This is a genomic window from Flavobacterium psychrotrophum, assembly GCF_003403075.1.
Lineage (GTDB): Bacteria > Bacteroidota > Bacteroidia > Flavobacteriales > Flavobacteriaceae > Flavobacterium > Flavobacterium psychrotrophum.
Window position 1 is genome coordinate 4,243,241 of sequence record NZ_CP031557.1, and the last position, 14,473, is coordinate 4,257,713.

A 14,473-nucleotide genomic window follows, 5' to 3' on the forward strand; every position below is an offset into this window, starting at 1 on the left:
AATCATCCGCATTAAAAATAACAACACCTTTTAAGAATACAGATAACAGACTTAATACCAAACCAATGAACAAAATTATCTTAAAATTGCGTAACAGAGATACCCAGATACTAACAGTAATTATGGTATTGGCCGTATTTCTACGCTTTTTCAGGCTTGATTTTCAAAGCCTGTGGATGGACGAGATTTATACCCTGCTTATTACTGACCCTTCTAAAGGGTTAAAAGAATTTGTAAGTTCTATAGAGGCTACAGAGGGGTTTCCTTATATGTATTACTTTGTATTGAGAGGCTTTTATGCAATATTGGGATATTCCAGCCTCGTTGCACGCATTCCTTCGGCTATTGCAGGGGTTGCGGCCGTATATGTAGTGTATTTGTTTGTAAAACATATTTATAACAAAAACGCAGGGCTTATAGCTGCGCTACTATTAGCCGTTAATGAGTTCCACATACATTTTTCGCAGGAGGCAAGGTCTTACAGTATTTATGCTTTTTTAGTACTACTGTCTTTTTACAGGTTATCGGTTTTAATAAAACAACTTTCGCTTAAAAATACACTATGGTATGCGCTGTCTGTAGCGCTGGTATTAAACATCAGTTTTTTTGGCGCTATCAATATTGTTTCGCAATTTTTTATCCTTGCACTGGTATTTGCCTATGCCCCAAAAGAAGAACGAAAACAGATTTTTAGTTATGGGGCAATTACAGCAGCTATAGCGCTGGTTTCTTTTTTGCCAAATTACCGCATTCTTAAAAACATGATGGCCATAAAATCATTTTGGTTAGGCCCGCCACAGCCAGACTCTTTAAAAAATATGTTCTACATCTTTTTAGGCGAGTTTGAAATAACAATATTCATTTTCTCTACCCTTATCATATACTACTTTTTTTGTGTGTTTAAAAAACAAGACACACCGGCAACTACAAATACTTTTAGCGCAAACAAAGACCGCTACAGCTTTACACTGCTTATTTCGTGGTTTGCCATATTTATAGCCGGTATGTATCTAAAATCATATACAGGTACATCTGTTGTGTTAGACAGGTATTTTATAAGCATCATGCCGGTAGCAGTAATTGTTATTGCCATTGCAATAGCTAAAATTTCCGGCAAAATGGTGCGCACAGCCATTGTAGTTAGTATTTTTACCTTTACGCTGCTCAATATTTTGTATATCAAAAAGGTGTATACATCTGTATATAAATCGCAGTACCGCGAGGTTGCCACATATATACTGCATAATAATAAAGCGCACGACCCGGTATACACAAGCCTTGCCCAAATGTATAGTTACTACCTTAAGGTAAAAGATAAAACTACAGACCTTAGAGACAGTAACCTGGATAACCTTCTTACAACAATGGCGGCAGATACTACAAAAATTAAATCTTTTTGGTATGCAGATGCACACGTTAGGCCATTTAACATTACAGATGCCAATAAAGAGTTTTTAAGTAAATATTTTACCCTCGAAGATAATTTTGAAGGATTTGATGCCTGGTCGCACCACTATATTTTAAATACAGCAGAAAACAAAGAATTAAGTCCTGAGAAAATTGCAGCCATTAAACAAAGTAAGGTTGAGATGGCCTACAATTTTGACGAATTTAATCAAAACGGAGCAGAGATATCTGTAAGCGGATGGGCATATTTACCTGACCAGGATGCAACGAACTCGCGCATCAATGTTTTATTGGTAAAGGAAAACCGAACAATAAAAATGCAAACAATACAAGTTGTGCGTAAAGACGTAACTGCTGACAGGAAGAGTTTTGACTTTGACAATTCAGGTTTCAGGTATGTTGGAATTCCTAAAAATGTACCTGCGGGAACATATCAGGTGGGTATTTATATTCTGGATAAAGCAACTAATAAAGAATCTGTTGTTGTAACAGATAAAACAATTGAGGTGCAATAAAGCATACTAAAAAATGACCATGATCAATAACCAAAAGGGCTTTAATGATAATCACAAAACCCTCTAAATAATAGCTTACTAATAATAGCTTTGATATTTGGTGTAAACCTGTGTTATTTTATAGATGCATGCGTTTAGTCTACGCGTTCGTCTATAAAGTAGCGCGGGCGCTTTTTAACCTCAAGGTATATCTTGCCAATGTATTCGCCCATGATGCCGAGGCAAAACAGTTGTATACCGCCAAGAAAGTACATGGGTAGCACTGTAGAAACCCAACCGGGCACTACATGGCCCAACGAGTAGGCAAAAATAACATAGCCGCTTAACAGCAGGCATATAAAAAATATAACAAACCCTATTATGGTAACAAGCTTTAAGGGGTAGTTGCTAAAAGATGTAACGCCGTTCCAGGCAAAGGCAGCCATTTTCCTGAAAGGATATTTAGACTCTCCGGCGGCGCGCTCTAAACGGTCGTAATAAACCGCACCAGACCTAAAGCCAATCGTGGGTATTATACCTCTTAAAAACAGGTTTACTTCTCCATACTCGGCAAGAGCCTTAAGTACGCGCTTGCTGCACAGGCGATAATCTGCATGGTTATACATTATGTTTACCCGCATCTGCTTCATAAGCTTATAAAACAACAGTGCGGTATTTCGCTTAAAAAAAGTATCGGTAGTGCGTTCCTTCCTTATGCCATATACCACATCTGTGCCGGCCTTAAATTTTACTACCATTTCTTCTATAACAGCAATATCGTCCTGAAGGTCGGCGTCTATAGATATTAGTGCATCGGCCTCATCCATAAAAGTATTTAGCCCTGCCAGCAGTGCCTTTTGGTGGCCCACATTGCACGATAGCCTAAGCCCTTTTACATAATTATACTCTGCGGCTTTTTGCGCTATAATGGGCCATGTGGCATCTTTGCTGCCATCGTCTACAAAAACGGCAAAGCTATTTGAGGATATTATGTTTCGGGCTACCAAATCTTCAATCAGCGTATTTATCTGGCTGGTAGTAAGGGGCAGCATCTCTGCTTCATTATAGCACGGTAAAACAATGCCTATAACGGGTAGTTTCATAGGTTTTTGTTTATTGTTTATTGCTGCTCAACCCACAACGGAGCACCCTTTACACTGTTAAGCTTTACAATAACTGTTTCGCCCACGCGCTTAACAGATCCCTGCCTTGGCCATACCGGCATATCGGTAATAGAATCTCTTATTTTAAGCCACGAATCTCTATTGTCTACCATCTTATAGTTTGCTACATCATTATACTTAAAAAAAGGTATAATACGGGTATTAGCACCGCCATCCCACTGAAAGAACGCCCCTCCAAAAACCTCAGACTTAGGCAGCCTGAACCTGTCTATCTCTAAATCGGGCATAGCACCATAAAAGTATACATAATCGCGTGCGCTTTCAAAATCAGGCACAACAGTACGTATCCTGTTATCTATGCGTTTTGCCATTTCAAGCTCATGGTTGTGTATACGGTTGTGCGACAGGTATAGCAGTGTTATAAAATATATATTAGTAAGGCCTATAATCCAGCAAATGGCAGTAGCCACTTGTGTGTAGCGTATTTTTGAGGGATTTAATACTGATATAAATTGTGTAATTATAAAACCAAACACAATGCCAGAGCCTACATAAAGGCGTGGCGGATGGCCGCCGTTAGTTATAAAAAGCGAAATAATAAAGGGTACTATAAGCAATAGCAGCATAAGCAGTGCCCTTACGGCAAATAGTTTACGCTCTTTTAAAAATACAATTACCAGTAAGGCAAGCGCAGCAAGTGCTGCTACAAAAAACAAGCGGTCGCCATAATACATATCGCCCCTCATGTTATCTACCCACAGGTTATAAAAATCTACAAAGCGGTTGTTTTTATTAGGGGCAGCATAACTAGAAAGGTAGCCGCTGTTGCTCATTTGCGGACAAAGTATTTTTACTGATATGGCATAAAAAATACCGCCCAGTACCATGAGCCCGCCAAACAGCATAAGCTTTTGAAACTCTTTTTTAAAGTTATAATCGTCAAGATAGGTGTTACGAAAAACATAAGCCAGGTATATTACTGCCGGCAAAAAAACAAGGGCCTGGTAAACGGCAATAATAAACATTATTATAAGCGCGCTTAAAATAAACAGCCCTGCCTTAACAGCTATATTTTTACTTACCCTTAGCTTTTCGAATAGCATTATGGTAACTAACGAGAGCAAAAAGCCAAAAGAAACGGCATCTGCCTGCATGTAAAATATGAACTGGTAAGCCATTTGCGGAAACGTTAAAAACAAACCGCAAAACAAGTATGCCGCAAGCCCGTCAAAACGAAACAAACGTGTAAGCCCCACCGCAGTAAAGCTCATGACCACAAGCGATATAAACAATGTAAAATAGGGTACGATGCCATTAAAAATGTAATAGCGCACAACGGTACTACCCCAGCGCCCCAGCTCAAAATAAGATGTAGGCAGATATTGATGATACTCGCTATCTATACTTACTGTAAAGTTATTAAGGCCATAGCCATAAGTTAAGAGGCTGGCGAAAATTGAAAAAAAGAGTAGTTGAGAGTATTTTAAATTAATTTCTTTAATCATGGCTGGTAAAAAATTTTTGAGACAAAAATAAGGTTTAATTCTATGGATGTCAATTTTGTTTGTTAATGTATTTAACTTTTTTTTAAGCAAAAGCACGGTTAAGCAAAAACAATTATATTTGCACAAAAAATACCTTCCACAATGAAATTAAAGTATTGTTTCGTAGCCCTTTTAGCCCTTAGCAGCGTTGTAAGTTGTAAAATAGATAACGGAGAGACAAAACCGGCAGAAGCCGCGGCTCCTAAAGAAGAGGTAGTAGCTACCGGAAAAGTAATGGTTACCCTTAATGCTGTAGTAGCTAAAGATGATAACTTCCAGATATTTTATAACGAAAACGGTTCGCTTGATTTTAACGGAGAGCAGACTTTAAGTGTTTCGGTAATAGGAAAACCGGAAGCACAAGACATAAGATTTGCACTTCCTGACGATTCTTTGCCTACTGCGCTAAGGCTTGATACCGGAGATAAAGACCTGGGTCAGCTTACAGTAAACAGCCTAACTGTTAACTATTATGAAAAAAGCCTGGTTATAAAAGGAGGCGATGAGTTTCTTAAAAATTTTCAGCCAAACAATCTGGTAACTGATAAATCTGATGCTACATCTGCCACATTTACCGTAAAACCGGTAAAAGACGGCTCTTATGACCCACAGTTTTACCCTACAGGCGACCTTATAAATGCACTTAAAGGCATTTTGGTAAAATAAATACGGGCGGTATAATTACCACCCCATATTAATGAAGAGATTAGTACAAAAAACTATAAAGCCCTTTTTGCCCATGCAGCAATTGCTCAAGGCAGGAGGGCTTACCTTTTTTTTCAGGATAGGCGGCCTGGGGCTTAATTTTTTAATTACAAAAATTATTACCGGCCAGTATGGCGAAGCCGTTTTTGGCAACTACGGCCTGGCATTTACCATAGCGCAGGCTACGGGCATATTGTTTGCACTTGGTTTTCCAAATGCCATAATTACCTACATTGGGCTTAAGCCCATACACGACTCATATTCACAGTACATATTAAGAAAAGGCCTTACGGTACTCGCCCCTCTTACACTGTTGCCGCTACTGGCTTACTTTTTTGGTGCGGCTTTTATATCTCAGGAAATTTTTAATAAGCCCGGCCTGTACAACTATATACTTATTGCCGCATTTACAGTACCGGCCATGATACTGCACGAGTTTTTGCTATACTTTTTTATAGCTACAGGAAACAACCTTAAGTTTAACATCTTTATGTTTGGCGTGCCAAATGCCATACTGCTGTTACTGCTGTTGTGTGTACAAAACGTGCCGGGGCATTACAGCTTTTTGTTCTATGCCGCATCTGTAATTGTAACACTGGCAATAGAAAGTTTTTTTGCGTTTAAGCAAACAGCACGGCACGAACAAAAAATACTTACCGCACGGCAAATGATAAGCTTTGCATCGCCCATGATGTTTAGTGGCATAATGCTGTACCTGCTAAACTGGACAGATACTTTTATGCTGGGTGCGCTTGTAAGCGAAGAAGAGCTGGGCCATTATAACCTGGCTTATAAAATAGCATCGCTAAGCATGCTGGTTATCATATCTATGAATGTGGTACTGGCGCCCAGGGTAGCAGCACTCTTTAATAGCGGAGACCTTACAGAGCTGCATAAAACCGTGCGCAAAACCACACACATTATTATAGCTCTTACCACACCGCTGGCACTGGGCATTATAGTGCTGTCAGATTTTTTACTGTCTTTTTTTGGGCATGGGTTTACAGGCGGTAAAGAGGCGCTTATAATTATTACCGTGGGCTTTTGGCTCAACGCCCTTACCGGAAATGTAGACCAGGTGCTTAATATGACGGGCAACCAAAAGATATTGCAAAACATTACCATATTTGGCTTTATAGCTAACGTGGCGCTTAACCTGGCGCTCATACCACGGTATGGCATTAATGGCTCTGCAATGGCAAGTGTGTTTACTAACATACTGTTTAACGTTACCTGCCTGCTTTACGTAAAAAAGAAACTGGGTTTTTATACTTTTGCCTGATACCACAACCCTAATGGAAATAACATTATCTGTAATTATAGTAAACTACAACGGGCAGCGTTACCTTGATGCCTGCTTTGCATCTATAGCAAAACAGCTACAGGGTATACCCTACGAAATTGTGGTTACAGATAATAAATCGGCCGATGGTAGCTGTGCCTATATAAAAGAGCATTACCCTAACGTTATACTTATAGAAAGCCCCGATAACCTGGGTTTTGGCAAAGGCAACAATGTAGCGGTAAAGCGTGCAAAAGGTAAATACATACTACTGCTTAATAACGATACTATACTGCAAAGCCACCTGGCACCCGCGCTTGCTGTGCTTAAAAACAATGACAATGTAGGTGCGCTGGGTATTAATATGCTTAATGGCGAAGGTCATTATTTAAAAGCCGCGGGTAATCTGCCATCACCTTTTAACCTTTTCAGGATAAAAAATATTATGTGGCTGGGGCCCGAATTTAAGAAGGGCATATTTAGCAAAGAAATATATGAAGTGGGCTGGATTACAGGTTCTTTTATGCTAATGCCAAAACAGGTGTACGATAGCATAGGGGGGTTTGACGAAGACTATTTTATGTATGTAGAGGATGTAGACCTGTGCAAAAAAATTGCCAATGCCGGATATAAGCGTATTTTTATGCCGCAATTAAACTACCTGCACTTTGTGGGCTACAACAGTTCTAAAGACCATCTTATATTAAGGGGCTACGACACCTACATTAACAAACATACCCGGGGTATATACAAAGTACTTATGCGGCTTTCGCTCGGGATAAACAAACTGGTAAAAAAAGTAAAAAAACTACGATGAAGGTAGCCGCAAACAAAATATACCTGCCCCTGTTTGTACTAATACTTTTAGTACAGCTGTACCTGCCCTCTTTTAAAGCGTGCATACTAATGCAGCTGGCGGCGCTTGGCGGTATTTTTATTTTTGGAAATGTAAAGCTGTCCGGTAATTTTTTAGACATGCTTAAGCCCTTTTTGTTTTTGTTGCTACTGGGTTTTGTAGCCACCATTTTTAACAGCTATGCTTTTTACAACATTTCAAAAGACATTTTCCATTTTATAAAGCCCATAACGGGGCTGCTTTTAGGATATGTAATATTCAGGCAGGTAAATAACGAAAAGCTTTTTGTAAAAAGCATAGTCGTAGCCGGTATCCTGTCATCGCTCATACACCTCTTTATCGTGTTTGTAATTATAGGCTTTAGTACCGCCATCGAAGAGATAAGGCTGTTTACCCGCGATAATTTCCTCGATCTTTTTGCACTGTTTTTCCTTATCTATTACAAAAAGTTTTTTAAGGCAGATATGTTTAAAATCAAGCTTATATGGTGGCTGGCACTAGCGCTTATAATCATATCTGTAATATTATATTTTTCGCGCACCATGATCATACTGGCATTTTTGCTGGTAGTAGCCATACATGGCCTTACACGTATTACCCCGGTTACGGTTAAGCTGTTTGCAGTATTTGTAGTATCATTAGCACTGCTGTTTACTTATCTTTCTAATGCCAATATAAGACGAGATGCTAAGGGGCTTGAAGGCTTTTTATATAAGGTAAAAATTGCCCCCGAAGAAATGTTTAAAACCCGCATAAACCGCGAAGACCACCGCGACCTCTGGGACCACTGGCGCGGGTATGAAGCAAACAGGGCATACATGCTAATGGAAGAAAAGCCCTATAGCTTTGTAATAGGCACAGGGCATGGCTCGTTAGTAAACCTTAAATTTAATGCTCCGCTTACAGGCGAGAGCAAGGGCATGCGCTATATATCAGAACTGCATAATGGTTACATGTACATATTTTATAAAACCGGCATTATAGGTATAATGGTGTATCTCTCAATAATGTTTTGGTGGTATTCTTATATTTACCGCAAGCAAACGTTTATAAATATAATTATATCGGCTATAGGCCTGTTTTACCTTATATCATCCTTAACCATTACAGGCATTTATAACAGCAGGGATATTATTATAATGATACTGGGTGCTGCACTATTTTTTGCAGAGAGCAATCTAAAAAAAACAAACAACATTGAGCCAATACAAACAACTTAGCATATTTATAGACTGCCATGTTTTTGACGGTACGTTTCAGGGCACTACAACTTATTTAAAGGGCATATATACTGAGATGGTTAAAAACAAGGGTATCAACTTTTACTTTGCCGCCTTAGATATAATCCACCTGGAAAAAATATTTGGCACTGCGCCAAACATAAACTACCTGCAATATAAAAACCATAATAAATTTTACAGGCTGTTGTTTGACATTCCTGCCATGATAAAGCAGCATAAAATAGATTATGCCCATTTTCAATATGTGGTACCACCCATAAAGCACTGTAAATACATTGTAACACTGCACGATGTAATATTTATGGAACACCCTGAGTTTGTACCCGCAGGCTACCGCATTAAAAACAACATACTGTTTAAATGGAGCGCAAAAAAGGCCGATATCCTGCTTACCATATCTGAGTACTCTAAAGCACAAATAAAAAAGCATTTTGGCCTTGTGGCCGATGCCATAACCATTAATACGGCCGAAGATATTTTTTTTGAGCCATATGATAAGCCGGCAGTGCAAAAACAAGTAGCAGCGCGTTTTGATTTTAGTAACTACTTGATATTTGTAAGCCGCTGGGAACCCCGAAAAAACCATCATGGGTTGCTAAAGGCATTTGCCCAGGGCGAATTTTACAAGAACTACCATTTAGTATTTGTAGGCGACGACGCCATTAAAAATGCAGAATATGAAGCGCTGTATGCCAGCCTTCCGCCGCAGGTAACTCAAAAAGTGGTATGCCTTAGAAAAGTGGGCTTTGCAGATTTACTTTTGCTGGTGCGCGGCGCATCATTATCTGTATACCCGTCGTTTGCAGAGGGTTTTGGCATATCGCCATTAGAGGCCGTTGCCGCCGGAATACCCGTAGCCTGCTCTGGCGCTACCGCCATGGCCGATTTTACTTTTTTAAGCAACACCCTCTTTGACCCTCATAGCACTAACGATATGATAGCCAAGATAAACATAGCCCTTACTACAGATAACAGCGGCGTTGCCGGGGCATTAAAACAAAAATACAGCTGGGCAAATGCAGCAGGCGTTTTACAATCGCTGCTTAAGCCATCGGTTCAAAAAAATTAAATCACTATTTTTGCACCCTAACCAATAATTCTACATGAAAATAGCGATAGTAGGCACACGCGGAATACCTAACCATTATAGTGGTTTTGAGCAGTTTGCCGAATACTTTTCTGTTTACCTTGCAGAAAAAGGCCATGACGTATATGTGTACAACTCGCACAACCACCAGTGGCAGGAGCCTACCTTTAAAGGTGTAAAGCTTATACACAAGCACGACCCGGAGTATAAATATGGCACCTTTGGCCAGTTTATATACGATTTTAACTGTATTAAAGACGCGCGCAAGCATAATTTTGATGTCATATTGCAGCTGGGTTATACCAGTAACTCCATCTGGTTTTTCATGCTTCCAAAAAACGCTGTTAGCATAACCAATATGGATGGACTGGAGTGGAAACGCTCTAAGTACTCTAAACCAGTGCAGCAGTTTCTTAAATTTGCAGAAAGGCTGGCTGCCATAAGCAGCGACTACCTCGTGGCAGACTCGCTGGGCATACAGTCGTTTCTTAAAAACAAATACAATAAAGACAGCGCTTACATACCTTATGGCGCGCACCCGTTTACTAACCCCGATGATGCCATACTTAAAGAGTATGGTGTAGCAAAGGGTAAATATAACATGCTTATTGCCCGTTTTGAACCAGAGAATAATATTGATATGGTACTACAGGGCATTGCAAATGCCGGCGATACCACTACTATGCTGGTAGTGGGCAACCACAACACTAAGTATGGCGAGTATCTTAAAACTAAGTATGCGGCATACAGCAATATAAGGTTTACAGGAGGTATTTTTAACATTACTTACCTTAACAACTTGCGTTACTATTCTGCGTTATATTTCCACGGGCACTCAGTAGGCGGCACTAACCCGTCTTTGCTTGAGGCCATGGCATCAAACGCGTTTATACTGGCGCATAATAACGATTTTAATAAGGCGATCTTAAAAGATAATGCCTACTATTTTGCAAACCCGGACGAAGTAGCCGCCCTGGTAACTACCCTTAAAAAGGAAGATAACACGACCAAAGTAGAAAATAATTACAATGCCATAGTGCACGATTTTAACTGGGAAAAGATAAATGGCCAATACTTACAGTTCTTCGAAGATTGCCTTGCTAAAAAAAATAGGGCTATCGCCGGGTAAAAAACTCCTGGTTTCGCTTTTATCGCTTATAGCCATAACCATACCCATGGGGTATGTGTATAACAGTATAGCCATTATTTTGTTTGTGCTCATATCTGTACTTTCTGCCCGCCCGCAAGACAGGTCTTATAACCTGGGGTTGTTGCTTCCTGTAGGGCTGTTTATACTTATGGCAGCATCTGCACTCTGGTCTTTAGACCCGCACATAACCATAAAGGCACTGGGCAAAGAAGCATCGCTTATATTTATACCCCTGGCATTCATTATCAACCGTCCGTTGGGCAGGCGCGGTGTGTATAGCGTGCTTAAAAATTACAGTCTGGGCATGTATGTTGTGGCGCTGTACTTTTTTATACGCGCCGTTATACGCTACATGGGCACCGGCAATGCTAATGTGTTTTTTTACCACGAGCTTTCTACCATGCAAATAAATGCCATATACCTTTCGGTACTGTTTTCGCTGGCACTGATGGTATTTGTTTCTAAGCAAAAAAAAAACACTGTGGGGCTATGCCGCCATGTTGTTTTTACTGGGTATGATATTTTTACTATCGTCAAAAAATATCATTATCATAGATGTTATCCTTATAATAAGCTACTACCTGTTTTTTAGCGGCCTGCCAAGAAAAACGATGCTTACCGGCATAGCATCATTTAGCATATTGTTTTTAATATTAGGCTATTATGGCAAAATACACGAACGTTTTCAGCACGAATTTGAATCGGTAGGCCAAACCGAAGCCTCAAACGGCATACACTATGTAACCGTGGGCGAAGCCTTTAACCGCGACAAATTTGGGCAAAATTGCTATTTTAACGGCACGGCTTTCAGGGCCTACCAACTACGCATTTTTAAAGAAATGCTACAACAGGACAATATAGCATTACAGGGCTACGGGCTTAATACATCGTCTATAAAAATAGAGCAAAAAGGCTTGGAACACAATGTGTACCATAGTAATAACGGAGAGGCGGTACCGTATAATAAAATGAACTTTCATAACCAGTATGCAGAGGTATTTGCAGATCTGGGTTTTATAGGCTTTGCTATAGTAATTGCCATGTTGTTTATTAACCTTAAAAACGGTTTGTCTGATAAATATTTTATACATATTGCTTTTGCAATTCTTATGATAAGTGTATTTTTGACCGAATCATTTTTATGGAGGCAACGCGGTGTAGTGTTCTTTACCCTGTTTTACTGCCTGTTTAATGATGTGCTGCCACCAGGCTTCAAAAAAAACCAATATGAAAAAAGTACTGATAACGGGCGCAGCAGGCTTTCTGGGCTCCCACCTGTGTGACAGGTTTATAAAAGAAGGCCATTATGTTATAGGTATGGATAACCTTATAACAGGCGACCTTAAAAACATACAACATTTATTTAAGCTCGAAAACTTTGAGTTTTATCACCACGACGTTACAAAATTTGTAAGCATACCGGGCGACCTCGATTATATACTGCATTTTGCTTCGCCGGCAAGCCCTATAGATTATTTAAAAATACCCATACAAACCCTTAAAGTAGGATCGCTGGGCACGCACAACTTGTTAGGACTTGCCCGTGCTAAAAATGCACGCATACTTATAGCCTCTACATCTGAGGTATATGGCGACCCGCTGGTACACCCGCAAACCGAAGATTATTATGGCAATGTAAACACCATAGGCCCGCGTGGGGTGTATGATGAGGCTAAGCGTTTTCAGGAATCTATAACCATGGCCTACCATACCTTTCATGGTGTCGACATTCGCATTGTAAGGATATTTAATACTTATGGCCCCCGCATGAGGTTAAATGATGGCCGTGTTATACCGGCATTTATTGGGCAGGCACTGCGTGGCGAAGACCTTACCATTTTTGGCGAAGGGCTGCAAACACGTTCGTTTTGTTTTGTAGACGACCAGGTAGAGGGTATTTACAGGCTGTTGCACTCAGACTATACCAGTCCTGTAAACATAGGCAACCCAGACGAAATTACCATTAAAGACTTTGCCGAGGAAATTATAAAGCTTACCGGTACACACCAAAAAGTGGTGTACCACCCGCTACCTGTAAACGACCCTTTGCAACGCCAGCCGGATATTACACTGGCAAGAAAACTATTTGGCTGGGAGCCAAAGGTGGGCCGTGCAGAAGGTATGCAAATAACATACGATTACTTTAAATCGTTATCTACAGAAGAGCTGCTTAAAGAGGAGCATAAAGATTTTTCAGGTTATATACGTTAAGATGGTTTTATCCGGCAGAGAAGGTTATTCAAAATATTTAAGGCTCATCAATGTAACTTTTGATGTACTGGCCATTAACCTTGTGTTTCCTGTTTTTATGGCAGGGCTGTCTTTAAACTACCTGCACTTTGTTATATATATAAATGCGGCATGGGGCATTATAGCTTATTTTTCAAGCTTTTATGAGGTGTACCGCTACACGCCCATTACTAAAGTTATAACAGGCCTGGTAAAACAGGCCGCCCTTTTTGTGCTTACGGTAATAGCTTATTTTCCGTTTGCAAAGCACACGGTTTTTAGCGGAAACGCCACGGCGCTCTACACAGGTGTAGCCATGGGGCTGGTAGCCTTTTTTAAGCTATCGTTATACTACTACCTTAAGCGTTACCGCATTGCTACGGGCAGCAACTTCAGGTCGGCTATTATCATTGGGCATACGCCCGATGCGCTGAGGCTAAAAAGCTTTTTTGAGAGTGCGCCAGAGTATGGCTATCGTTTTAAAGGCTTTTTTTCTGATACAGATAACCACCCCGAAGTTATAGGCAGCATTGCCGTTGCAGAAGCCTTTGCCGCAGAGCACAGTATAGACGAGATATACTGCTCGCTGGGCGAAGTAACTAACCAGCAATTAAAAGACCTTGTAGCCTTTGCAGACCTGCGTGGCAAAACCATAAAATTTATTCCGGATACTAAAGAGATCTTCTCTAAAAACCTGCGGGTAGATTATTATGAAATGTTTCCGGTACTGTCTTTAAACAAAACGGCACTGCACGACCCTGTGGCAAAAATTATAAAACGTGCTTTTGATATTGCCTTTTCGCTATCAGTTATTGTACTGGTACTGTCATGGCTGGCTCCGCTGCTTGGGTTGCTGATACGTTTAGAATCTAAAGGATCGGTGTTTTTTAAGCAAAGCCGCCCGGGTTTAGACGAGAAAGAGTTTTTTTGCTACAAGTTTCGCTCAATGCAAATAAACGAAACCACAGAGAAATCTGTAACCAGGAACGACCCCCGCGTTACCCGCATAGGCAAGTTCATCCGTAAAACAAGTATTGATGAGTTGCCACAATTTTTAAACGTACTTAAGGGAGAAATGAGCATTGTGGGGCCGCGCCCTCACCTCTGGACGCAGAATAACCTGTATGGTGCCACCATTAAAAAATATATGGTGCGCCTGTATGTAAAGCCCGGCATTACCGGCCTGGCACAGGTAAGGGGCTATCGTGGCGAAATTGCTACCGATGAAGATATGATAAACCGCATTCGCTACGATGTGTTTTATATAGAAAACTGGTCGTTACTACTCGATGTAAAGATTATTATACAAACGGTGGTAAACATTTTTATGGGTGAGGAGAAAGCCTACTAAAAA

General features: G+C 40.3%; 13 protein-coding genes. 11 read left to right on the plus strand and 2 right to left on the minus strand.

The annotated features are described in order from the left end of the window. Positions 1 to 65: 65 nt before the first annotated feature. Positions 66 to 1,922 carry a glycosyltransferase family 39 protein gene (locus DYH63_RS18405; RefSeq protein WP_116790190.1) on the plus strand — a complete coding sequence of 619 codons (1,857 nt, stop codon included), beginning with the start codon at positions 66 to 68 and terminating at the stop codon, positions 1,920 to 1,922. A 134-nt stretch (positions 1,923 to 2,056) separates the two neighbouring features. Here the strand turns inward: DYH63_RS18405 and DYH63_RS18410 are convergent, their stop codons facing one another. Together DYH63_RS18410 and DYH63_RS18415 are read right to left on the minus strand one after the other, a co-directional pair. After that, positions 2,057 to 3,004 carry a glycosyltransferase family 2 protein gene (locus DYH63_RS18410; protein WP_116790191.1) on the minus strand — a complete coding sequence of 316 codons (948 nt, stop codon included), beginning with the start codon at positions 3,002 to 3,004 and terminating at the stop codon, positions 2,057 to 2,059. Positions 3,005 to 3,021: 17 nt separating this feature from the next. Further along, positions 3,022 to 4,530, minus strand: coding sequence for a glucosyltransferase domain-containing protein (locus tag DYH63_RS18415; protein ID WP_116790192.1), 1,509 nt, complete (start codon positions 4,528 to 4,530; stop codon positions 3,022 to 3,024). 141 nt (positions 4,531 to 4,671) lie between these two features. Here DYH63_RS18415 and DYH63_RS18420 point away from each other — a divergent pair, with 141 nt between their 5' ends. The 10 genes from DYH63_RS18420 to DYH63_RS18465 are packed head-to-tail and all read left to right on the plus strand — an operon-like array spanning position 4,672 to position 14,470. After that, positions 4,672 to 5,235, plus strand: coding sequence for a hypothetical protein (locus DYH63_RS18420; protein WP_116790193.1), 564 nt, complete (start codon positions 4,672 to 4,674; stop codon positions 5,233 to 5,235). A gap of 31 nt (positions 5,236 to 5,266) precedes the next feature. After that, the gene (locus DYH63_RS18425; protein WP_116790194.1) at positions 5,267 to 6,556 is read left to right on the plus strand and encodes a flippase; all 1,290 of its coding nucleotides are present in this window, start codon (positions 5,267 to 5,269) and stop codon (positions 6,554 to 6,556) included. Between the two features lie 13 nt (positions 6,557 to 6,569). Then, positions 6,570 to 7,373, plus strand: a complete 804-nt coding sequence (locus tag DYH63_RS18430) for a glycosyltransferase family 2 protein (RefSeq protein WP_116790195.1) — start codon at positions 6,570 to 6,572, stop codon at positions 7,371 to 7,373. After that, positions 7,370 to 8,632, plus strand: a complete 1,263-nt coding sequence (locus tag DYH63_RS18435) for an O-antigen ligase family protein (protein ID WP_116790196.1) — start codon at positions 7,370 to 7,372, stop codon at positions 8,630 to 8,632. The genes DYH63_RS18430 and DYH63_RS18435 overlap by 4 nt, the downstream gene beginning before the upstream one ends. Beyond that, positions 8,610 to 9,722, plus strand: a complete 1,113-nt coding sequence (locus DYH63_RS18440) for a glycosyltransferase family 4 protein (protein WP_116790197.1) — start codon at positions 8,610 to 8,612, stop codon at positions 9,720 to 9,722. Before DYH63_RS18435 ends, DYH63_RS18440 begins: the two co-directional genes overlap by 23 nt. A 34-nt stretch (positions 9,723 to 9,756) precedes the next feature. Continuing rightward, positions 9,757 to 10,869: a DUF1972 domain-containing protein gene (locus DYH63_RS18445; protein WP_116790198.1), complete on the plus strand. Its 1,113-nt coding sequence runs from the start codon at positions 9,757 to 9,759 to the stop codon at positions 10,867 to 10,869. Beyond that, positions 10,838 to 11,482: a hypothetical protein gene (locus DYH63_RS18450; RefSeq protein ID WP_116790199.1), complete on the plus strand. Its 645-nt coding sequence runs from the start codon at positions 10,838 to 10,840 to the stop codon at positions 11,480 to 11,482. The genes DYH63_RS18445 and DYH63_RS18450 overlap by 32 nt, the downstream gene beginning before the upstream one ends. Then, on the plus strand, positions 11,406 to 12,173 hold the full coding sequence (locus DYH63_RS18455) for an O-antigen ligase family protein (protein ID WP_162927089.1): 768 nt from the start codon (positions 11,406 to 11,408) through the stop codon (positions 12,171 to 12,173). Before DYH63_RS18450 ends, DYH63_RS18455 begins: the two co-directional genes overlap by 77 nt. Then, positions 12,118 to 13,101, plus strand: a complete 984-nt coding sequence (locus DYH63_RS18460) for a UDP-glucuronic acid decarboxylase family protein (RefSeq protein WP_116790201.1) — start codon at positions 12,118 to 12,120, stop codon at positions 13,099 to 13,101. The genes DYH63_RS18455 and DYH63_RS18460 overlap by 56 nt, the downstream gene beginning before the upstream one ends. 1 nt (position 13,102) lies before the next feature. Further along, on the plus strand, positions 13,103 to 14,470 hold the full coding sequence (locus DYH63_RS18465) for an exopolysaccharide biosynthesis polyprenyl glycosylphosphotransferase (protein WP_116790202.1): 1,368 nt from the start codon (positions 13,103 to 13,105) through the stop codon (positions 14,468 to 14,470). Positions 14,471 to 14,473: the final 3 nt, after the last annotated feature.

Coding starts and splice junctions, on each gene's coding strand:
- DYH63_RS18460 (WP_116790201.1), top strand. CDS start 12,118: ATGAAAAAAGTACTGATAACGGGCGCAGCAGGCTTTCTGGGCTCCCAC.
- DYH63_RS18445 (WP_116790198.1), top strand. CDS start 9,757: ATGAAAATAGCGATAGTAGGCACACGCGGAATACCTAACCATTATAGT.
- DYH63_RS18415 (WP_116790192.1), bottom strand. CDS start 4,530: ATGATTAAAGAAATTAATTTAAAATACTCTCAACTACTCTTTTTTTCA.
- DYH63_RS18435 (WP_116790196.1), top strand. CDS start 7,370: ATGAAGGTAGCCGCAAACAAAATATACCTGCCCCTGTTTGTACTAATA.
- DYH63_RS18420 (WP_116790193.1), top strand. CDS start 4,672: ATGAAATTAAAGTATTGTTTCGTAGCCCTTTTAGCCCTTAGCAGCGTT.
- DYH63_RS18465 (WP_116790202.1), top strand. CDS start 13,103: ATGGTTTTATCCGGCAGAGAAGGTTATTCAAAATATTTAAGGCTCATC.
- DYH63_RS18410 (WP_116790191.1), bottom strand. CDS start 3,004: ATGAAACTACCCGTTATAGGCATTGTTTTACCGTGCTATAATGAAGCA.
- DYH63_RS18430 (WP_116790195.1), top strand. CDS start 6,570: ATGGAAATAACATTATCTGTAATTATAGTAAACTACAACGGGCAGCGT.
- DYH63_RS18425 (WP_116790194.1), top strand. CDS start 5,267: ATGAAGAGATTAGTACAAAAAACTATAAAGCCCTTTTTGCCCATGCAG.
- DYH63_RS18405 (WP_116790190.1), top strand. CDS start 66: ATGAACAAAATTATCTTAAAATTGCGTAACAGAGATACCCAGATACTA.
- DYH63_RS18455 (WP_162927089.1), top strand. CDS start 11,406: ATGATATTTTTACTATCGTCAAAAAATATCATTATCATAGATGTTATC.